Genomic DNA, 19380 nt, shown 5'->3' with positions numbered 1-19380 from the left:
TGACGTGTAAACTTAAATCTTAGATTTTATCTAAGTGTTAACTTTTGGTTAAGTTAATAAGGGCGCACGGTGGATGCCTTGGCACTAGGAGTCGATGAAGGACGGCACTAACACCGATATGCCTCGGGGAGCTGTAAGTAAGCTTTGATCCGGGGATTTCCGAATGGGGGAACCCACTATCTTTAATCGGATAGTATCTACACGTGAATACATAGCGTGATGAGGACAGACGCAGGGAACTGAAACATCTAAGTACCTGCAGGAACAGAAAGAAAATTCGATTCCCTGAGTAGCGGCGAGCGAAACGGGAAGAGCCCAAACCAAAGAGCTTGCTCTTTGGGGTTGTAGGACACTCTATACGGAGTTACAAAAGAATGAGTTAGACGAAGCGACTTGGAAAGGTCCGCGAAACAAGGTAAAAGCCCTGTAGTCAAAAGTTCATTCCCTCCAGAGTGTATCCTGAGTACGGCGGAACACGTGAAATTCCGTCGGAATCCGGGAGGACCATCTCCCAAGGCTAAATACTACCTAGTGACCGATAGTGAACCAGTACCGTGAGGGAAAGGTGAAAAGCACCCCGGAAGGGGAGTGAAATAGATCCTGAAACCGTGTGCCTACAAGTAGTTAGAGCCCGTTAATGGGTGATAGCGTGCCTTTTGTAGAATGAACCGGCGAGTTACGATTACGTGCGAGGTTAAGTTGAGAAGACGGAGCCGCAGCGAAAGCGAGTCTGAATAGGGCGAATTAGTACGTGGTCGTAGACCCGAAACCAGGTGATCTACCCATGTCCAGGGTGAAGGTGAGGTAACACTCACTGGAGGCCCGAACCCACGCACGTTGAAAAGTGCGGGGATGAGGTGTGGGTAGCGGAGAAATTCCAATCGAACCTGGAGATAGCTGGTTCTCTCCGAAATAGCTTTAGGGCTAGCCTCGTGATTGAGAATACCGGAGGTAGAGCACTGTTTGGACTAGGGGGGCATCTCGCTTTACCGAATTCAGACAAACTCCGAATGCCGGATATTTATACACGGGAGTCAGACTGCGAGTGATAAGATCCGTAGTCAAGAGGGAAACAGCCCAGACCACCAGCTAAGGTCCCCAAGTAATCGTTAAGTGGAAAAGGATGTGGCGTTGCTTAGACAACCAGGATGTTGGCTTAGAAGCAGCCATCATTTAAAGAGTGCGTAATAGCTCACTGGTCGAGTGACGCTGCGCCGAAAATGTATCGGGGCTAAACGATTCACCGAAGCTGTGGATGCATACTTTGAGTATGCGTGGTAGGAGAGCGTTCTAATAGCGTTGAAGTCAGACCGGAAGGACTGGTGGAGCGATTAGAAGTGAGAATGCCGGTATGAGTAGCGAAACATGGGTGAGAATCCCATGCACCGTATGACTAAGGTTTCCTGAGGAAGGCTCGTCCGCTCAGGGTTAGTCGGGACCTAAGCCGAGGCCGATAGGCGTAGGCGATGGACAACAGGTTGATATTCCTGTACCACCTCCTCACCGTTTGAGAAATGGGGGGACGCAGTAGGATAGGGTAAGCACGCCGTTGGTTGCGCGTGTTCAAGCAGTAAGGCGTGTATGTAGGCAAATCCGCATACTATAACGTTGAGCTGTGATGACGAGCTCTTTAGAGCGAAGTTCCTGATTTCACACTGCCAAGAAAAGCCTCTATCGAGGTGAGAGGTGCCCGTACCGCAAACCGACACAGGTAGTCGAGGAGAGAATCCTAAGGTGTGCGAGAGAACTCTCGTTAAGGAACTCGGCAAAATGACCCCGTAACTTCGGGAGAAGGGGTGCTTCTTTGGGTGCATAGCCTAGAGAAGCCGCAGTGAATAGGCCCAGGCGACTGTTTAGCAAAAACACAGGTCTCTGCAAAACCGTAAGGTGACGTATAGGGGCTGACGCCTGCCCGGTGCTGGAAGGTTAAGAGGAGCGGTTAGCGCAAGCGAAGCTGTGAATTGAAGCCCCAGTAAACGGCGGCCGTAACTATAACGGTCCTAAGGTAGCGAAATTCCTTGTCGGGTAAGTTCCGACCCGCACGAAAGGCGTAACGATCTGGGCACTGTCTCAACGAGAGACTCGGTGAAATTATAGTACCTGTGAAGATGCAGGTTACCCGCGACAGGACGGAAAGACCCCGTGGAGCTTTACTGTAGCCTGATATTGAATTTTGGTACAACTTGTACAGGATAGGTAGGAGCCAGAGATCCCGGAGCGCCAGCTTCGGAGGAGGCGTCGGTGGGATACTACCCTGGTTGTATTGAACTTCTAACCCATGCCCCTTAGCGGGGTAGGAGACAGTGTCAGGCGGACAGTTTGACTGGGGCGGTCGCCTCCTAAAGAGTAACGGAGGCGCCCAAAGGTTCCCTCAGAATGGTTGGAAATCATTCGAAGAGTGTAAAGGCATAAGGGAGCTTGACTGCGAGACCTACAAGTCGAGCAGGGTCGAAAGACGGGCTTAGTGATCCGGTGGTTCCGCATGGAAGGGCCATCGCTCAACGGATAAAAGCTACCCCGGGGATAACAGGCTTATCTCCCCCAAGAGTCCACATCGACGGGGAGGTTTGGCACCTCGATGTCGGCTCATCGCATCCTGGGGCTGTAGTCGGTCCCAAGGGTTGGGCTGTTCGCCCATTAAAGCGGTACGCGAGCTGGGTTCAGAACGTCGTGAGACAGTTCGGTCCCTATCCGTCGTGGGCGTAGGAAATTTGAGAGGAGCTGTCCTTAGTACGAGAGGACCGGGATGGACACACCGCTGGTGTACCAGTTGTCTTGCCAAAGGCATCGCTGGGTAGCTATGTGTGGACGGGATAAGTGCTGAAAGCATCTAAGCATGAAGCCCCCCTCAAGATGAGATTTCCCATTACGCAAGTAAGTAAGACCCCTGAAAGACGATCAGGTAGATAGGTTCGAGGTGGAAGTGCGGTGACGCATGTAGCTGACGAATACTAATCGGTCGAGGACTTAACCACATTTTATTGCACAATTCAATGAAACGTTTATCCAGTTTTGAAAGAATGAATATTTTTTCTAAGGGTTTCAAGACACAAGCTGGTCGAGGAAACGACTGAGTGATTGAAGGAGCGTACTTAAGTATGTGACTGAAAGAGCGAGGGAAGTTGACGAAGGATAGCGCCGTGTATTGGAAGCCGAAAATAGTGAAGTGATGATGGCAAAGAGGTCACACCCGTTCCCATACCGAACACGGAAGTTAAGCTCTTTAGCGCCGATGGTAGTTGGGGGCTTCCCCCTGTGAGAGTAGGACGTCGCTTCGCAAAAATATGGAGGATTAGCTCAGCTGGGAGAGCACCTGCCTTACAAGCAGGGGGTCGGCGGTTCGAGCCCGTCATCCTCCACCATTTCTAAATGCCGGTGTAGCTCAGTTGGTAGAGCAACTGACTTGTAATCAGTAGGTCGAGGGTTCGACTCCTTTCGCCGGCACCATTTAGAGAGCCATTAGCTCAGTTGGTAGAGCATCTGACTTTTAATCAGAGGGTCGAAGGTTCGAGTCCTTCATGGCTCACCAGTTTTATATTGTCTGCTGCGGGTGTGGCGGAATTGGCAGACGCACTAGACTTAGGATCTAGCGCCGCAAGGCGTGGGGGTTCGACTCCCTTCACCCGCACCATTTTAATTTTATATACTGTCAGAGTAAAAATATCTTATGCATTTTGCGGAAGTAGTTCAGTGGTAGAACACCACCTTGCCAAGGTGGGGGTCGCGAGTTCGAACCTCGTCTTCCGCTCCAAAAATGCCGGGGTGGCGGAACTGGCAGACGCACAGGACTTAAAATCCTGCGGTGAGTGATCACCGTGCCGGTTCGATTCCGGCCCTCGGCACCATCTTTACAATATAATTTGCGCCCGTAGCTCAATTGGATAGAGCGTCTGACTACGGATCAGAAGGTTGTGGGTTCGACTCCTGCCGGGCGCGCCAAATTTCGGAATGTAGCTCAGCTTGGTAGAGCACTTGGTTTGGGACCAAGGGGTCGTAGGTTCGAATCCTGTCATTCCGACCATTATTTATGGGGCCTTAGCTCAGCTGGGAGAGCGCCTGCCTTGCACGCAGGAGGTCAGCGGTTCGATCCCGCTAGGCTCCACCATAAATATGTAACCAATAAAGATCCTGGCGGTGTAGCTCAGCTGGCTAGAGCATTCGGTTCATACCCGAAAGGTCGTGGGTTCGACTCCCTCCGCCGCTATCTTAAGGACCTTTAGCTCAGTTGGTTAGAGCAGACGGCTCATAACCGTCCGGTCACAGGTTCGAGTCCTGTAAGGTCCACCAGTTAAATCAATAGTTATTATGGAGGTATACCCAAGTCTGGCTGAAGGGATCGGTCTTGAAAACCGACAGGCGGGTAACACCGCGCGGGGGTTCGAATCCCTCTACCTCCTCCATTTATTTGCTGGGTAACTAAAACAGGGTTAAAGAAAATAGTATTATCGCGGGGTGGAGCAGTGGTAGCTCGTCGGGCTCATAACCCGAAGGTCACAGGTTCAAGTCCTGTCCCCGCAACCAAATGGTCCCGTGGTGTAGCGGTTAACATGCCTGCCTGTCACGCAGGAGATCGCCGGTTCGATCCCGGTCGGGACCGCCATTTGTGGGTTTGTAGCTCAGTTGGTAGAGCATTAGATTGAAGCTCTAAGTGTCGGCGGTTCGATTCCGTCCAAACCCACCATTTATGCGGGTGTAGTTTAGTGGTAAAACCTCAGCCTTCCAAGCTGATGTTGTCGGTTCGATTCCGATCACCCGCTCCAGTTTTTTAAATAAGGGCCTATAGCTCAGCTGGTTAGAGCGCACGCCTGATAAGCGTGAGGTCGATGGTTCGAGTCCATTTAGGCCCACCAAATAATTTATTATTCCGAAGTAGCTCAGTTGGTAGAGCATCCGGCTGTTAACCGGCAGGTCGCAGGTTCGAGTCCTGCCTTCGGAGCCATTTTATATTATGGGGACATACTCAAGAGGCTGAAGAGGCGCCCCTGCTAAGGGTGTAGGTCGCGTAAGCGGCGCGAGGGTTCAAATCCCTCTGTCTCCGCCATCGGCCCGTTGGTCAAGTGGTTAAGACACCGCCCTTTCACGGCGGTAACACGGGTTCGAATCCCGTACGGGTCATACATAAGAAGAGAAAAAAACGCTAAGTACTTAGAAAAGTACTTAGCGTTTTTTGTATATTTTAATAATATGTTTCTATAATAGTAAGAAGAGACAAATGAATAAACATAGTATAAATCCGGTTGTATAACTGCTTATTCGAATTAACAATGTTCTAGAAAACTTTTATTGTATATTTATAGATAAACCTTCCAACAAAGTGTTTGATGTATTCTCCCTCGTTATAATGCAGAAATAACACCATTGGAGCTTTTCTAAAAGCAGGCGAATATAAAAACTTTTGTAGGGGTGAGTTGATAAAAAATCTACTCACCGTATATTACATTAATACATTTTAATTTTTAAAATGTATAGTTAATAGTAGTTAAAATTCTATATAATTTTAAATTTTATTATTCAAAAATAATACTCATAATATACAAATATGATTTATATTTATAAAAAATAAAAACAACTATTGAAAAAAAGGAGAAAAAATATTAAAATTTCGTTATGCTAAGTAATCGGTTTTATTAGAAATTGAGACAAGTTATTGTAAACATAGAAAAAAATATTATTTTTGAAAAAAGTTTTAAAAAGAGTATTGCATTATTTCGAGAATACTGATATTATAAATCTTGTCCTTAAGAGAAAGGACAAACATTACATAAACTAAAAGATGAATATCCCATGGAGGATTAGCTCAGCTGGGAGAGCACCTGCCTTACAAGCAGGGGGTCGGCGGTTCGAGCCCGTCATCCTCCACCATTTCTAAATGCCGGTGTAGCTCAGTTGGTAGAGCAACTGACTTGTAATCAGTAGGTCGAGGGTTCGACTCCTTTCGCCGGCACCATTTAGAGAGCCATTAGCTCAGTTGGTAGAGCATCTGACTTTTAATCAGAGGGTCGAAGGTTCGAGTCCTTCATGGCTCACCAGTTTTATATTGTCTGCTGCGGGTGTGGCGGAATTGGCAGACGCACTAGACTTAGGATCTAGCGCCGCAAGGCGTGGGGGTTCGACTCCCTTCACCCGCACCATTTTAATTTTATATACTGTCAGAGTAAAAATATCTTATGCATTTTGCGGAAGTAGTTCAGTGGTAGAACACCACCTTGCCAAGGTGGGGGTCGCGAGTTCGAACCTCGTCTTCCGCTCCAAAAAATGCCGGGGTGGCGGAACTGGCAGACGCACAGGACTTAAAATCCTGCGGTGAGTGATCACCGTGCCGGTTCGATTCCGGCCCTCGGCACCATCTTTACAATATAATTTGCGCCCGTAGCTCAATTGGATAGAGCGTCTGACTACGGATCAGAAGGTTGTGGGTTCGACTCCTGCCGGGCGCGCCAAATTTCGGAATGTAGCTCAGCTTGGTAGAGCACTTGGTTTGGGACCAAGGGGTCGTAGGTTCGAATCCTGTCATTCCGACCATTATTTATGGGGCCTTAGCTCAGCTGGGAGAGCGCCTGCCTTGCACGCAGGAGGTCAGCGGTTCGATCCCGCTAGGCTCCACCATAAATATGTAACCAATAAAGATCCTGGCGGTGTAGCTCAGCTGGCTAGAGCATTCGGTTCATACCCGAAAGGTCGTGGGTTCGACTCCCTCCGCCGCTATCTTAAGGACCTTTAGCTCAGTTGGTTAGAGCAGACGGCTCATAACCGTCCGGTCACAGGTTCGAGTCCTGTAAGGTCCACCAGTTAAATCAATAGTTATTATGGAGGTATACCCAAGTCTGGCTGAAGGGATCGGTCTTGAAAACCGACAGGCGGGTAACACCGCGCGGGGGTTCGAATCCCTCTACCTCCTCCATTTATTTGCTGGGTAACTAAAACAGGGTTAAAGAAAATAGTATTATCGCGGGGTGGAGCAGTGGTAGCTCGTCGGGCTCATAACCCGAAGGTCACAGGTTCAAGTCCTGTCCCCGCAACCAAATGGTCCCGTGGTGTAGCGGTTAACATGCCTGCCTGTCACGCAGGAGATCGCCGGTTCGATCCCGGTCGGGACCGCCATTTGTGGGTTTGTAGCTCAGTTGGTAGAGCATTAGATTGAAGCTCTAAGTGTCGGCGGTTCGATTCCGTCCAAACCCACCATTTATGCGGGTGTAGTTTAGTGGTAAAACCTCAGCCTTCCAAGCTGATGTTGTCGGTTCGATTCCGATCACCCGCTCCAGTTTTTTAAATAAGGGCCTATAGCTCAGCTGGTTAGAGCGCACGCCTGATAAGCGTGAGGTCGATGGTTCGAGTCCATTTAGGCCCACCAAATAATTTATTATTCCGAAGTAGCTCAGTTGGTAGAGCATCCGGCTGTTAACCGGCAGGTCGCAGGTTCGAGTCCTGCCTTCGGAGCCATTTTATATTATGGGGACATACTCAAGAGGCTGAAGAGGCGCCCCTGCTAAGGGTGTAGGTCGCGTAAGCGGCGCGAGGGTTCAAATCCCTCTGTCTCCGCCATCGGCCCGTTGGTCAAGTGGTTAAGACACCGCCCTTTCACGGCGGTAACACGGGTTCGAATCCCGTACGGGTCATACATAAGAAGAGAAAAAAGCTAAGTACTGTTACACGTACTTAGCTTTTTTGTATATAAGGGGATGATGATTTGACAGAGCTTTTAAAAATATTTGATAAAAATTATAAAGAAATAGGTTTTAAACACCGTGAAATAATTCATGAAAGAGGATATTGGCATGAAGTATTCCATTGTTGGGTTATTGAAAAATTAACGCAGAGTGGCATATTTACTTTCAACTGAGAAGTAAATATAAAAAAGATTACCCAGGCCAATACGATATTACTGCTGCAGGTCATTTACTTTCTACAGAAACTGTTGAAGATGGAGTGCGAGAACTTGAAGAGGAAATAGGTATTACCGCTAAGTTTCCCCAATTAAAATCATTGGGAGTAATTCCATATAGTATCGAAAATGAATTAATAAAAGATAATGAGTTTGCCAATATTTTTGTTTTTGAGTTGGTAGGAGGGTTTGAGCAGTTTTCCATTCAACGTGAAGAAGTTGATGGAATGTATCGTGCTAAATGGGAACATTTTATGCAATTGGCTCAAGGAGAAGTGAAGGAGATCGAAGTGACAGTATTTCGCTATGAAAATGATGTTAAATTTTTTGAAATGAAAAATATTAATTTAAAACAAATGTCTACATTACCGCAAATGTACTTGAGTGAGTTAATTTCAAGATTAAAAAATTTTTTGGAAGCATCCTAAATGATTAGGAATGCTTCTTTTTTTTAGTGTAATATCGATTGATATATTTTGTTTTCAAAAATCATCCTTTCACAATTATATTTAAAATAAAAATTCAATTTATAACAAATTTTCATTGACCTTTACGTTACGTCATCCTTTATAGTACTTAATAAGAGGTGATGGCATGCTAATAAATGAGTTGGCAAAGTTATCAGGTGTAAGTGCACGAACATTAAGGTACTATGATGAAATTGATTTGTTAAAGCCTTCAGTGGTCGAGCAAAATGGTTATAGAAAATATAATCAATCTGATATTGATCGACTTCAACAAATTCTGTTTTATCGGGAGCTAGATTTTAAGCTAGAAGAGATTAAAAATTTATTAAACGATCCAAATTTTGAAGTAAAAGAAGTGTTAAAAAAACAATACGGGCTTTTACAAAAAAAGAGAAATTATCTCGATAATTTACTTGAGACAATAAATCAAACAATCAATATGTTGGAAGGGGATATTAAAATGACAAATGAAGAGAAGTTTAAAGTGTTCAAAAATAAATTAGTGGAAGAAAACGAACAAAACTACGGGCAGGAAATTCGTAAAAAATATGGTGAGGAACAAGTTGAAGCAAGCTACGGCAAACTGAAAAATATGTCAGAAGAACAATATGAAGCTATGCAGCAATTAGAGAAGCAGTTGTTTGAACGCTTAAAAGAAGCGATGGAACAAGGAGATACTACTTCAGCAATTGCTATGGAGGTTGCAGAGCTTCATAAACGTTGGTTAAGCTTTTCTTGGGCAAAATATACGAAAGAAGCGCATCTAGGATTAGCACAAATGTATATATACGATGAGCGCTTTATTTCCTATTATGATCAACAGGTTGGTAAAGGTGCTACTCTATTTTTGCATGATGCAATTAGTGCATATACAGCGATTAAATAAACCGAGAATGTTTTAGAAATCCTCATTTAGGTAATATTTAATTACCAGATAAAAGGGGGATTTAATATGAATAGCGATCAATTACAACAATTACGTCACACATTAGAGGATGAGCTTGCGACATTAGAGCAGTTTATCAATGAAGAACTGCCTGTTGAAGAAACAGAGTTATCCGCGATTGATAATCATCCAGCTGATGCAGCTACGGATTTGACAACAGTTATAACGGAACTTACGTTAAATGAATTGAAGGAAGAAGAAATCGAGAGAATTAAAACCGCATTAACTGCAATGGATGAGGGTACATATGGAAAATGCGCTGTATGTGGTGAAAACATTCCATTTGAACGTTTAGAAGCGATTCCTACAGCTTTAACATGTGTTGATCATGCAGAAAAAGAAAATGTGGAATAATAAAAGAGGCATGTTGGTGACAACATGCCTCTCTTACATTTAAAGAAAATATGAAAGCAGTAAACCAATCGCCAAAAGGAAACCAAAAATAGTGTTCGTTTGTGCAGTAAACTTCATAGCAGGCATTACTTCTAAAGGCTTTTCTTTAGCACGGAATAGTTTAATGGAATCGATTGGCTTTTTCGCACTTAATAATACAAGTAAAGCCCATGGTGTTAAATGACCAAGAAAAACGAGACCTACTATCCAAATATAAGATACAACAAAAAATGCAGCAAGTATCGTTACGGCGTTATGACGGCCGACCAATATAGCCATCGTTTTGCGACCGCCTTCGGTATCTCCTACTATGTCACGGATGTTATTGGAAAGCATAATCGCCCCCACTAAAATCATACTAGGAACTGAGATTAACACTGCATCGAGTGTTACTTCCCCTGTTTGAATATAGAAGGCGATTAAAATAATACCCATCCCCATCACAGCTCCGGAAACTAACTCCCCAAAAGGTGAATATGCAATCGGATATGGACCACCTGTATACAAGTAGCCAATAAGCATGCAAACAAGACCAACAGCTACTAACCACCACGAAGTCATCGCACATATGTATATGCCTAGAAGCATTGCCACTCCATAAAAGCTTAGCGCAATCATCATAATTGTCTTTGGTGCTACACCGTGCCGGACAATTGTACCCCCAATGCCGACTGAATTTTCATTATCCAGTCCAAGCTTATAATCATAATATTCATTGAACATATTTGTAGCTGCCTGAATGAGCATACTAGCGATAAGCATTGCAAAAAACAATCCAAAATGAATTGTTTCACGGTCAATTGCAAGTGCCATTGAAGTACCTAGTAATACTGGTACAAATGAAGCTGTTAATGTATGGGGACGCGTTAAATGCCACCAAACTTTAAACCCTTTGTCCGCTTCAACGACTTTTGTCATAAAAAACGCTCCTTACTAAATACAATTATCTAAACTATTGTAAAGCAATTACAACAAAAAGAACAGAGTGAAGCATGAATACATGTAACGATTGCTTGAAAAATGGTATGATAGGAGAGGTATTATTTAAAGAACGAACGCAAATAAATTGAGCAAATTATAAAAATTTTAGCACGTATTAAAAAACGTGGTAATTGCATCATACTTAGTGAATTTGCAACATGACGGAGGGAATTTTCATGCAACACAAGTGGTACAACGCCACTGAAATCGAAGTAGGCTTAAATTCAAAACAAATTTTTTATATAGAAACAATCGAAGTAAGTCGTTTATCCGCTTTAGCTTTTTTTGCAGCGGGTGAAAAGAAATATAAAGGAAAACGCAATTACTGGCAAAATCGTGAAAAAACTTTCACGTTGGTCGGTTTAGGTCATGCATACACAATAGAAAATAATGCATCCGACTCCCGTTTTGATTTAGTTGAGCAACATTGGAAAAAGCTAACTAGTCAAATTGTGCAAGAAGATCAGCACCTACAGCCTATTCTTTTTGGTGGTTTCACATTTGACCCACAAAATGAAGTATCAGCAGAATGGACAAACTTCCCGCAAAGCTATTTTACAGTAGCAACCCATCAGTTAGTCATTCGAAATGATAAAGCGTATGTAACAATTAACTATATTACAGATGAAGCAAATAGCGCCAAGACTTTTGAGGCATTGCGTAAAGAGCGTGATGAGCTAATTCATGCGGCACAAGTAAAGGAAGTTAAAACATATGCAAAGCCGACGATGACCAGCTATATGGAGCCATTTAAGGAAGACTATTTAAATTCCATTCACAAAGTGACAAGTTTAATAAAAGATAACGAAGCGCAGAAGGTAGTAATTGCGCGTTCTTTAGCATTGCAATTTAAGGAAGCGATTACATCGCCGCAAATTTTATCGCATGTTGTTCATGAGCAACCGGAAAGTTATCTATTTGGCTTAGAGCACGGTGATTTATTATTTTATGGTGCATCTCCAGAACGTTTAGTAAAAGTCGAAAATGGACGAGCTTATTCTTCTTGTGTTGCGGGGTCAATAAAGCGTGGATCAACAGCAGAAGCTGATGAAGCGTTGGGACAAAGCCTACTAAATGATTTGAAAAACCTTGGTGAACATCATTATGTCGTTGAAATGATTACTGACACATTTGAAAAAAATTGTACTGAGGTTAAAGTGCCTCATGGACCGAAGCTTTTGAAAATCAGAGATATTCAGCATTTATATACTCCTGTTGAAGGAAATTTAAATAAAGACGCAACGATTTTACAGTTGGTGAAACATTTACATCCAACTCCAGCATTAGGTGGTGTGCCTCGTGAACAGGCGATGAAAATGATCCGCGCGTATGAGCCGATGAATCGAGGGCTTTATGCAGCACCTATTGGTTGGATTGATGCAGATGGAAATGGGGAATTCGCTGTAGCAATTCGTTCTGCTGCTTTAGTACAGGACAAGGCATACTTATATGCCGGCGGTGGGATTGTAGCAGATTCAGAAGCGCAATCGGAATATGAAGAGACGCTCGTGAAATTCCGTCCGATGCTACGGGCGCTTGGAGGTAAATTACATGAATGAGCGTGAAATATTATCAAATTATGTATATCAAATTGTATCGGCTTTAGTAGCCTCTGGTGTAGAGAAAGTCGTTATTAGTCCAGGCTCTCGCTCTACTCCGCTTGCATATGCATTTGCTTCAACAAAGGAGCTCGAGATGCATCGACAAGTGGATGAGCGCGCAGCTGCTTTTTATGCACTTGGTTTAGCTAAAGCTACGGCAAAACCTGTTGTATTATTATGTACATCAGGTACGGCAGCTGCAAACTACTACCCGGCAATTGTGGAAGCGAAATATGCAAGGGTGCCTTTAATCATTTTAACAGCTGATCGTCCACACGAATTAAGAGAAGTGGGTGCACCACAAACAATCAATCAAGTACGACTTTACGGTGAAAACGTAAAGTGGTCAGCTGAATTCCCAATTCCAGACAATGCGCCCCAAACGTTGCCATTTATTGAGCGTCATACTGTCCGCGCAGTAAATATTGCAATAACTGCTCCATTTGGACCGGTACATTTGAATATTCCATTTCGTGAACCATTAATAATCGATTTTAAAGAAGAACTGCCGAAGTCCAGCTATGTAAAAAGCTATACAAACGAGCTTACACCTTCAAAGCAAGCGATCACTGAGTTCACACATATTTTGGAACGAACAACAAATGGAATGATAATTATAGGTGAATTGCCATTAGGGACAGATACCAATCATTTATGGAATTTTATACGTGAGGTAAAGTGGCCGGTAATGATTGAAAGCTTATCGAATCTACGTGCAGAAGTACCTGAAGATTGCCAAGTGTATGCAATTTCTACATATGATGCCTTGATGAAAAATGAGCGTTTCAAACAAAATGTCCGTCCGCAAACGGTTATTCGTTTCGGAGCACAGCCAGTATCAAAATTTCTAATGCAATTTATCGTCCAAGCAAATCCGCAAAACTACATTATTATCGATGAGGACCCAATGTATAGAGATTCTACACATATGTCCACGCACTTTATTCATGCGCTTCCAGGGGAATGGCTAGGTGAAATTGGGCTACAGCATTCTGAAGCTGAAATCGAATATGTTCAGTTTTGGAAAATGGCCGATTTACTCGCATCGGATGTCATAGAAAAATATAGTGATTATGCTGACGACGAAGGGGCAATGGTACAATCACTGCTTGCAAATATTGAGGAAGAAGCTGACATATTCGTAAGTAGCAGTATGCCAATTCGTGATATAGATACTTTTTTACTTTCAACTAATCGATCAGTTCAAATTTTCGCAAACCGAGGGGCCAATGGAATTGATGGGGTGACATCTACTGCACTTGGCTTTAGCAATGGTCGTAAAATGCGTAAAACCTATTTACTGATTGGAGATTTAGCGTTCCTGCACGATACAAATGCATTCATTGCAAGCCGTTATCAGAACTGTGATCTCACAGTCATCGTAATGAATAATGATGGCGGTGGAATATTCTCATATTTACCACAGTCAAAAGTAGAGGCACACTATGAGGATTTATTCGGTACACCTACTGAGTTAACATTCGAGCAGGTTGCTAGTATGTACAATATGGAATACGAAAAAGCAAATACAAAAGCTGAACTTATCAATACATTGGCAACAAATAAACAAGCCTCTTTAAAACTAATTGAGGTGTTTACTGATCGCGAAGAAAATGTAAAGCAGCATCGTCTATTGTGGACACGTATAAACGAGGTGATTGAACAGTGGCTCGATTCGCTATAAAAGGTTTAGATGTGTATGTGGAACAATGGAATGAGGATGCGAAACAAACAATCGTTCTATTGCATGGTTTTACCGGGAGTACGAAAACATGGCATAGAGTGATAGCGAATTTGCCAACAAACATTCGTTGTATTGCGGTAGATTTAATCGGCCATGGACAGACAGCTGCGCCATTAACAGAAAATCAATATTCCATGATATTTCAGATCGAGCTACTGCACGAATTATTTCGTATTTTGAATCTTAAAAATTTCGTGTTATTAGGTTATTCGATGGGAGGACGTGTGGCTTTAAGTTATGCAGTCCGGTTTCCTTCCCAATTGACTCGTCTAATATTGGAAAGTGCTTCTCCTGGTTTAGTGGGGGAACAGCAGCGGAAAATGCGGAAAATTGCTGACGAACAGCTTGCAGAGAAAATTGTAGCAAACGGGGTTGAATCTTTCGTAAATAAGTGGGAAGACATTCCTCTTTTTGCCTCGCAAAAGCTTTTGCCTGCGGAGGTGCAGCAGGAGATAAGAAAAGAGCGAGTACAACAGTGTGAGATTGGGCTTGCAAATAGTTTGCGCGGTATGGGAACAGGAGTAATGCCCGAACTTTGGGGAAAGCCTCTCGCTACATTACCGATACCTGTTACTTTAATAACAGGCGCTTTAGATGAAAAATTTGTACATTTAAACAACGAAATGCAAAAACAAATTGTAAAAGCTAATCACATCATAATTCCAGCAGTTGGACACGCAATTCATGTGGAAAATCCAACAAAGTTTGCTACAATAGTAAAGGAAACGATTTCATAATCAATTTAGGAGGCAATATATATGACAAAGCAACGTCTATGGACATCTTTACATACTTATGAAGATATTAAGTATGAATTCTATAACGGTATCGCAAAAATTACGATTAACCGTCCGGAAGTTCGTAATGCATTCCGTCCAAAAACTACAGCGGAACTAATTGACGCATTTACACGTGCACGCGATAACGAAAAAGTTGGCGTAATCATCCTAACAGGTGAAGGAGAGCATGCATTCTGCTCAGGCGGTGACCAAAAAGTACGCGGCCACGGTGGTTATGTAGGTGATGATAATATACCTCGCTTAAATGTTTTGGATTTACAAACATTAATTCGTAAAATTCCTAAACCAGTTGTAGCAATGGTTGCTGGTTATGCAATTGGTGGCGGTCACGTATTACATGTAGTATGTGATTTAACAATTGCTGCTGAAAATGCACGATTCGGACAAACAGGTCCTAAAGTCGGCTCATTCGATGCTGGCTACGGTTCAGGTTACTTAGCGCGTATCGTAGGACATAAAAAAGCTCGTGAAATTTGGTACTTATGCCGTCAGTACGATGCACAAGAAGCACTTGATATGGGCTTAGTAAACACTGTTGTGCCATATGAGCAGTTAGAAGATGAAACGGTTAAATGGTGTGAAGAGATGCTTGAAATGTCTCCAACAGCATTACGCTTCTTAAAAGCTGCCATGAATGCAGATACAGACGGTTTAGCTGGTATCCAGCAACTTGCTGGTGACGCTACACTTCTTTACTATACTACTGAGGAAGCTAAAGAAGGTCGCGATGCATTTAAAGAGAAACGTAAACCAGACTTCGGTCAATTCCCTCGTTTCCCTTGATTTGTTCATATAATAATTCAAAAGGGATGTCCGAAAATGGACATCCCTTTTCTTTACGATAGGAGGAAAAATGGATGCAGCCAAACTGGATCAAGCAACGTGCCTATTTAACACCAAATCGCGTTGCACTTAGCTATGGTGATCAAGAATGGACCTTTAATGAGCTCTATCTACAGTCTGTTCAGTTAGCTTATAAATTGAATACACTTCATTTAACAAATGGAAAACGGGTAGCCATTTTAGCTCCATCTACACCGGATTTAGTTGAACTGCTATATGCTTGTATGCAGGCACAGTGTGAAGTGGTTTTACTAAACGGCAGATTAGCGAAGAAAGAACTTGCATATCAAATAGAGGATGCAGAAGTTGATGTGATTCTAGTTGCCAATGAGGACCTTGCTAAACTTCCTGAAGATACCCGTATCATTACATTTTCTAAGCTTTATCAAACGTCTGAATCAGAATATAACATTTCAGCACATTGGGATGAAGATTTCGCCCTCACAATCATGTATACATCTGGTACAACAGGCTTTCCGAAAGGAGTCTGTCAAACGGTTTCAAATCATAGTTCAAGCGCAATTAGTTCTGCACTAAATATAGGTATTTCAGAGAAGGATACATGGCTTTGTACTGTTCCGATTTTTCATATAAGTGGTTTTTCAATTTTAGTCCGGTCATTACTATACGGGATGAAAATACGTTTATATGAAAAATTCGATGCTAAAAAATGTGCACAGGAAATTATTAAAGGTACAGTGACGAAAATGTCAGTCGTAGCAGTTATGTTGGAAAATATATTGTCTGAAATGGAACGCATTGGTCAAAAAGCTCATCCCGTATTTTCTACGATGTTAGCAGGTGGTGGTCCGGTGCCAATCGGTTATTTACAACGAGCAGAAAAATTAAATTTGCGTGTAGCACAAACATACGGTATGACGGAAACCGCGTCCCAAACTGCTACATTAGCAAATGAAGATGCTATGACACATATCGGTTCTGCAGGAAAACCATTGTTTTTTAATGACATAAAAATTGATGCTAAAGATGGAGAGCGAGTTGGAGAAATACTAATACGCGGACCACATGTCACGCCAAAATATATTGGTCAGTTTAAACATAAACCAACAACAATTGATGGCTGGCTACATACAGGGGATGTTGGCTATTTGGATGAAGAAGGCTATTTGTATGTAGTGGACCGTCGAAGTGATTTGATTATCTCAGGTGGCGAAAATATATATCCTGCCGAAATCGAAAATGTTTTACTCGCACATCCTAACGTAAAGGAAGCAGGGGTTTGCGGGATGGATCATGACATATGGGGACAGGTGCCTGTAGCATTTATCGTATTGAAAGAAAACATATCTGAACAGAATATAATAGATTTTTGTGAGATGAATTTAGCGAATTATAAAGTACCTAAACAAGTTCATATTGTTGCTAACTTACCTCGAAGCGGATCCAACAAGCTATTAAGAAGAAATTTGCTTCAATTACTGGATGATATATGAGGGCACTAAAAAAATGGTCCCAGCATTTTAACCAATTGCTGGGACCATTTATATTATTTTGATAATGCTTGTTTTAATACTTCAATATTCTTTCGCATTAATGAGAAGTAATCTTCGTTATTTTGAACATCTTCTTTTGTAAGCACGCTCAAATTATGCAAAGTTAACGTTTTTGCGTTCACTTCTTTTTGAATCACTTCAGTTAAGTTTGAGGAAACATTTTGCTCAAAGAAAATATATTCAATGCCTTCTTTATTAGCTAAGTCCACAATTGTCGTCAATTCTTTTTGTGATGGTTCACTTTGCGAATTTAAACCTGCTACAGGTACTTGATTAAATCCATAATGTCCGGCAATATAGCCAAACGCTGCATGTGAGACGAAGAACGTTTTTTTAGTAGTAGCACTAGCCATTTCTTCAAATTCAGAATGCAGTGTATCTAAATCTGCTACTAATTGTTCGTAGTTTTCATTGAAAGTTGCTTCATGTTCAGGTAAAGCCTTAGTTAACTCTTCTTTAATCGTTAAGGCTAACTGTTGCGAAATAATAGGGGATAGCCAAACATGTGCATCATGATCGGTATGAGCATGATCTTTATCACCTTCAGCCTCTTCATCATGATCGTGATTATGACCGTGATCATCGTGTTCTGTAGTAGCTTCCGCATGTGTATGACCAGTCGAAATATGCAATTGCTCTTCTGTTACACCATCAGCAGTTGCAACTAATTTAACATCTTCATTTTCCAATGTCTTTTTGGCTTTTTCAACAAAGCCCTCTAGCCCAAGTCCGATAAAGAAAAATAAATCAGAATCCGCTAAAGCCATCATATCCTTTTGCGTTGGTTCAAATGAGTGCTCGTTTGCACCTGCAGGATAAATAGAAGCCACATCTACAAATTCGCCGCCAATACGTTCTGTGAAGTATTGCAATGGATAAACTGTCGTATAGATGGATAGAGTATCATTATTCGATTGAGTATTGTCTGTTTCGGCAGGTGATTCATTATCTTTGCTGCAGGCAGTTAATAACAGAATAAATGTAAGCATTGAAATAATAGAAAGCCATTTTTTCATTATAGTAAATCTCCTTAAATAGTAACAATTACGATTTGTGTTTTTGAACATTTTCAATCATACAATACTAAAAGAAAAAAAACAATATAAAAAGCCTTCGAATATTATTTTCTTTTCGAAGGCCATTTTTCAGGTACCGGATCAAAACCTCCCGGATGAAGTGGCTGACATTTTAAAATACGTATTATGGTCATGATTAGTCCTTTAAAAGCGCCATGTTTCTGAACTGCTTCAATACCATAGCTCGAACAAGTCGGATGGAATCGGCACGATGGGGGCTTCATAGGAGAAATATATTTTTGATAAACTCGTATTAGCCCAATAAATATCCTTTTCATAACTATTTTTGCTCTCCATTTTTAAAGGTATTGGTTGGTTTTGCATCAATCGTTTGCTTTAATGATACTTTGTTTTTTCGAGCAAGTAAAATTATGGAGAACGCAAAAATCCCCATAATGGTAATGATGATAATTAATACGATTGGTAAGCTCATTTTTTCACCTCAACTAATTTAACCGGCACAGTAAATTTACACCCTAACCGGTTCATTCCTTACTATTGTACATGAAAAAGCGCGGCTAAATTTGAATAATCGTCGAATTTATAAGGTTTTAACAAGTGGAGGAACGGTTATAATATAATTAGAAGTGGAAAATCTTTATCTTTTCACTATAATTCAGGATTAAAACTTCATTTTGAAGTTTTAAATATAAAATTATGAGGTGAAGGTTTATGGCGAAGAAACAATTAAACACACATTTAAACGATTTAGTAGCAACATGGTCGGTAATGTACACAAAGTTACATAACTACCACTGGTATGTAAATGGACCGTCTTTCTTTACATTACACACAAAATTTGAAGAATTATACAATGAAGTAACACTTAATCTAGATGAAATTGCCGAACGTATTTTAACAAAGGGCGGCAAGCCTGTGGCAACATTAAAAGAGCATTTAGATATCTCTTTAATTAAAGAAGCATCTGGTAAAGAAGAAACGCAGGAAATGGTATCTATTTTAATCGAGGACTTTAACACGATTATGGATGCACTGGAAAAAGCGATGGAAGCAGCATCTGAAGAAGGCGATGACCGTACAGAAGATATGCTGAATGCGCAATACCAAAGCTTAGAGAAGCATACTTGGATGTTAAATGCATATTTAGGTAACTAGTTTTGATGAAGCGACTC

Annotated in this window: 14 protein-coding genes, 40 tRNA genes and 2 rRNA genes; 52 read left to right on the top strand and 4 right to left on the bottom strand. The window is 42.0% G+C overall.

All coding sequences use genetic code 11. The features are described 5' to 3' along the window. Positions 1-46: 46 nt before the first annotated feature. The 46 genes from MKY13_RS14905 (at position 47) to MKY13_RS14680 (ending at position 9649) form a co-directional block, all read left to right on the top strand. Positions 47-2975 (top strand): 23S ribosomal RNA (locus MKY13_RS14905). A gap of 187 nt (positions 2976-3162) precedes the next feature. Beyond that, positions 3163-3278 (top strand): 5S ribosomal RNA (gene rrf / locus MKY13_RS14900). 8 nt (positions 3279-3286) lie between these two features. After that, positions 3287-3362 (top strand) — tRNA-Val (locus MKY13_RS14895). Positions 3363-3371: 9 nt separating this feature from the next. Beyond that, a tRNA-Thr gene (locus MKY13_RS14890) sits at positions 3372-3447 on the top strand. A 6-nt stretch (positions 3448-3453) separates the two neighbouring features. Further along, positions 3454-3529: transfer RNA gene (locus MKY13_RS14885), tRNA-Lys, on the top strand. A gap of 17 nt (positions 3530-3546) precedes the next feature. Further along, positions 3547-3631: transfer RNA gene (locus MKY13_RS14880), tRNA-Leu, on the top strand. A gap of 45 nt (positions 3632-3676) precedes the next feature. Then, positions 3677-3751 (top strand) — tRNA-Gly (locus tag MKY13_RS14875). A gap of 5 nt (positions 3752-3756) precedes the next feature. Then, positions 3757-3845 (top strand) — tRNA-Leu (locus MKY13_RS14870). A 17-nt stretch (positions 3846-3862) separates the two neighbouring features. Further along, positions 3863-3939, top strand: a tRNA-Arg gene (locus MKY13_RS14865). A gap of 5 nt (positions 3940-3944) precedes the next feature. Beyond that, positions 3945-4021 (top strand) — tRNA-Pro (locus MKY13_RS14860). Between the two features lie 8 nt (positions 4022-4029). Next, positions 4030-4105, top strand: a tRNA-Ala gene (locus tag MKY13_RS14855). Positions 4106-4130: 25 nt separating this feature from the next. Then, positions 4131-4204, top strand: a tRNA-Met gene (locus MKY13_RS14850). Positions 4205-4210: 6 nt separating this feature from the next. Beyond that, positions 4211-4287 (top strand) — tRNA-Ile (locus MKY13_RS14845). A 20-nt stretch (positions 4288-4307) separates the two neighbouring features. Further along, positions 4308-4400 (top strand) — tRNA-Ser (locus tag MKY13_RS14840). Positions 4401-4446: 46 nt separating this feature from the next. Beyond that, positions 4447-4521: transfer RNA gene (locus MKY13_RS14835), tRNA-Met, on the top strand. A 3-nt stretch (positions 4522-4524) separates the two neighbouring features. Beyond that, positions 4525-4600, top strand: a tRNA-Asp gene (locus MKY13_RS14830). 5 nt (positions 4601-4605) lie between these two features. Next, a tRNA-Phe gene (locus tag MKY13_RS14825) sits at positions 4606-4681 on the top strand. 5 nt (positions 4682-4686) lie between these two features. Continuing rightward, a tRNA-Gly gene (locus MKY13_RS14820) sits at positions 4687-4760 on the top strand. A 13-nt stretch (positions 4761-4773) separates the two neighbouring features. After that, a tRNA-Ile gene (locus MKY13_RS14815) sits at positions 4774-4850 on the top strand. A gap of 13 nt (positions 4851-4863) precedes the next feature. Continuing rightward, positions 4864-4939, top strand: a tRNA-Asn gene (locus MKY13_RS14810). Between the two features lie 11 nt (positions 4940-4950). Next, positions 4951-5041, top strand: a tRNA-Ser gene (locus tag MKY13_RS14805). A gap of 2 nt (positions 5042-5043) precedes the next feature. Further along, a tRNA-Glu gene (locus MKY13_RS14800) sits at positions 5044-5115 on the top strand. Positions 5116-5786: 671 nt separating this feature from the next. Beyond that, positions 5787-5862: transfer RNA gene (locus tag MKY13_RS14795), tRNA-Val, on the top strand. Positions 5863-5871: 9 nt separating this feature from the next. Beyond that, a tRNA-Thr gene (locus MKY13_RS14790) sits at positions 5872-5947 on the top strand. Between the two features lie 6 nt (positions 5948-5953). Continuing rightward, a tRNA-Lys gene (locus tag MKY13_RS14785) sits at positions 5954-6029 on the top strand. Between the two features lie 17 nt (positions 6030-6046). Next, a tRNA-Leu gene (locus tag MKY13_RS14780) sits at positions 6047-6131 on the top strand. Positions 6132-6176: 45 nt separating this feature from the next. Then, positions 6177-6251 (top strand) — tRNA-Gly (locus MKY13_RS14775). Positions 6252-6257: 6 nt separating this feature from the next. After that, positions 6258-6346 (top strand) — tRNA-Leu (locus tag MKY13_RS14770). A gap of 17 nt (positions 6347-6363) precedes the next feature. Further along, positions 6364-6440: transfer RNA gene (locus tag MKY13_RS14765), tRNA-Arg, on the top strand. 5 nt (positions 6441-6445) lie between these two features. After that, a tRNA-Pro gene (locus MKY13_RS14760) sits at positions 6446-6522 on the top strand. Positions 6523-6530: 8 nt separating this feature from the next. Continuing rightward, positions 6531-6606: transfer RNA gene (locus MKY13_RS14755), tRNA-Ala, on the top strand. A gap of 25 nt (positions 6607-6631) precedes the next feature. Next, positions 6632-6705, top strand: a tRNA-Met gene (locus MKY13_RS14750). Positions 6706-6711: 6 nt separating this feature from the next. Further along, positions 6712-6788, top strand: a tRNA-Ile gene (locus tag MKY13_RS14745). 20 nt (positions 6789-6808) lie between these two features. After that, positions 6809-6901: transfer RNA gene (locus tag MKY13_RS14740), tRNA-Ser, on the top strand. A 46-nt stretch (positions 6902-6947) separates the two neighbouring features. Then, positions 6948-7022 (top strand) — tRNA-Met (locus MKY13_RS14735). A 3-nt stretch (positions 7023-7025) separates the two neighbouring features. Beyond that, positions 7026-7101: transfer RNA gene (locus MKY13_RS14730), tRNA-Asp, on the top strand. A 5-nt stretch (positions 7102-7106) separates the two neighbouring features. After that, positions 7107-7182, top strand: a tRNA-Phe gene (locus MKY13_RS14725). Positions 7183-7187: 5 nt separating this feature from the next. Next, positions 7188-7261 (top strand) — tRNA-Gly (locus MKY13_RS14720). A gap of 13 nt (positions 7262-7274) precedes the next feature. After that, a tRNA-Ile gene (locus tag MKY13_RS14715) sits at positions 7275-7351 on the top strand. Positions 7352-7364: 13 nt separating this feature from the next. After that, positions 7365-7440 (top strand) — tRNA-Asn (locus MKY13_RS14710). A gap of 11 nt (positions 7441-7451) precedes the next feature. After that, a tRNA-Ser gene (locus MKY13_RS14705) sits at positions 7452-7542 on the top strand. Positions 7543-7544: 2 nt separating this feature from the next. Continuing rightward, positions 7545-7616: transfer RNA gene (locus tag MKY13_RS14700), tRNA-Glu, on the top strand. Between the two features lie 71 nt (positions 7617-7687). Next, positions 7688-7840 (top strand): hypothetical protein, encoded by a 153-nt coding sequence (locus MKY13_RS14695; RefSeq protein WP_339213545.1) that lies wholly within the window; start codon positions 7688-7690, stop codon positions 7838-7840. After that, complete coding sequence (locus MKY13_RS14690; RefSeq protein WP_339216948.1) at positions 7807-8310, top strand: NUDIX domain-containing protein; 504 nt, start codon at positions 7807-7809, stop codon at positions 8308-8310. The genes MKY13_RS14695 and MKY13_RS14690 overlap by 34 nt, the downstream gene beginning before the upstream one ends. A gap of 166 nt (positions 8311-8476) precedes the next feature. After that, entirely contained in the window at positions 8477-9235 is a 759-nt protein-coding gene (locus tag MKY13_RS14685) for a MerR family transcriptional regulator (RefSeq protein WP_191700664.1), read from the top strand. 66 nt (positions 9236-9301) lie between these two features. Next, positions 9302-9649 (top strand): TraR/DksA C4-type zinc finger protein, encoded by a 348-nt coding sequence (locus MKY13_RS14680; RefSeq protein WP_191700663.1) that lies wholly within the window; start codon positions 9302-9304, stop codon positions 9647-9649. Positions 9650-9688: 39 nt separating this feature from the next. Here MKY13_RS14680 and MKY13_RS14675 read toward each other — a convergent pair whose 3' ends face one another. Continuing rightward, the gene (locus MKY13_RS14675) at positions 9689-10606 is read right to left on the bottom strand and encodes a 1,4-dihydroxy-2-naphthoate polyprenyltransferase (RefSeq protein WP_339213542.1); all 918 of its coding nucleotides are present in this window, start codon (positions 10604-10606) and stop codon (positions 9689-9691) included. 239 nt (positions 10607-10845) lie between these two features. Here MKY13_RS14675 and MKY13_RS14670 point away from each other — a divergent pair, with 239 nt between their 5' ends. The 5 genes from MKY13_RS14670 (at position 10846) to MKY13_RS14650 (ending at position 17111) form a co-directional block, all read left to right on the top strand. Next, a complete protein-coding gene (locus MKY13_RS14670; RefSeq protein ID WP_339213540.1) occupies positions 10846-12228 on the top strand; it encodes an isochorismate synthase in 1383 nt (460 codons plus the stop codon). Next, entirely contained in the window at positions 12221-13954 is a 1734-nt protein-coding gene (gene menD, locus MKY13_RS14665; RefSeq protein WP_339213538.1) for a 2-succinyl-5-enolpyruvyl-6-hydroxy-3-cyclohexene-1-carboxylic-acid synthase, read from the top strand. The genes MKY13_RS14670 and menD overlap by 8 nt, the downstream gene beginning before the upstream one ends. After that, positions 13936-14751 carry a 2-succinyl-6-hydroxy-2,4-cyclohexadiene-1-carboxylate synthase gene (gene menH, locus MKY13_RS14660; RefSeq protein ID WP_339213536.1) on the top strand — a complete coding sequence of 272 codons (816 nt, stop codon included), beginning with the start codon at positions 13936-13938 and terminating at the stop codon, positions 14749-14751. The genes menD and menH overlap by 19 nt, the downstream gene beginning before the upstream one ends. Positions 14752-14772: 21 nt before the next feature. Beyond that, positions 14773-15597, top strand: coding sequence for a 1,4-dihydroxy-2-naphthoyl-CoA synthase (gene menB, locus MKY13_RS14655; RefSeq protein ID WP_191700658.1), 825 nt, complete (start codon positions 14773-14775; stop codon positions 15595-15597). A gap of 74 nt (positions 15598-15671) precedes the next feature. Further along, positions 15672-17111, top strand: coding sequence for an o-succinylbenzoate--CoA ligase (locus MKY13_RS14650; RefSeq protein ID WP_339213534.1), 1440 nt, complete (start codon positions 15672-15674; stop codon positions 17109-17111). A 53-nt stretch (positions 17112-17164) separates the two neighbouring features. On the opposite strand, the gene MKY13_RS14645 is transcribed toward MKY13_RS14650, so the two are convergent. The 3 genes from MKY13_RS14645 to MKY13_RS14635 all read right to left on the bottom strand — a co-directional run bounded on the left by MKY13_RS14645 (position 17165) and on the right by MKY13_RS14635 (position 18680). Then, positions 17165-18187, bottom strand: a complete 1023-nt coding sequence (locus tag MKY13_RS14645; RefSeq protein WP_191700656.1) for a zinc ABC transporter substrate-binding protein — start codon at positions 18185-18187, stop codon at positions 17165-17167. Positions 18188-18291: 104 nt separating this feature from the next. Continuing rightward, on the bottom strand, positions 18292-18525 hold the full coding sequence (gene yidD / locus MKY13_RS14640; protein WP_191700655.1) for a membrane protein insertion efficiency factor YidD: 234 nt from the start codon (positions 18523-18525) through the stop codon (positions 18292-18294). A 2-nt stretch (positions 18526-18527) separates the two neighbouring features. After that, complete coding sequence (locus MKY13_RS14635) at positions 18528-18680, bottom strand: hypothetical protein (RefSeq protein ID WP_191700654.1); 153 nt, start codon at positions 18678-18680, stop codon at positions 18528-18530. A 239-nt stretch (positions 18681-18919) separates the two neighbouring features. Here MKY13_RS14635 and MKY13_RS14630 point away from each other — a divergent pair, with 239 nt between their 5' ends. Next, the gene (locus tag MKY13_RS14630; RefSeq protein ID WP_191700653.1) at positions 18920-19363 is read left to right on the top strand and encodes a DNA starvation/stationary phase protection protein; all 444 of its coding nucleotides are present in this window, start codon (positions 18920-18922) and stop codon (positions 19361-19363) included. Positions 19364-19380 lie beyond the last annotated feature (17 nt).

Origin of the sequence: Solibacillus sp. FSL W8-0372 (assembly GCF_037969735.1) — a bacterium.
In the GTDB taxonomy this organism is placed as follows: domain Bacteria; phylum Bacillota; class Bacilli; order Bacillales_A; family Planococcaceae; genus Solibacillus; species Solibacillus faecavium.
This window is presented reverse-complemented; position numbering and strand designations above follow the sequence as displayed.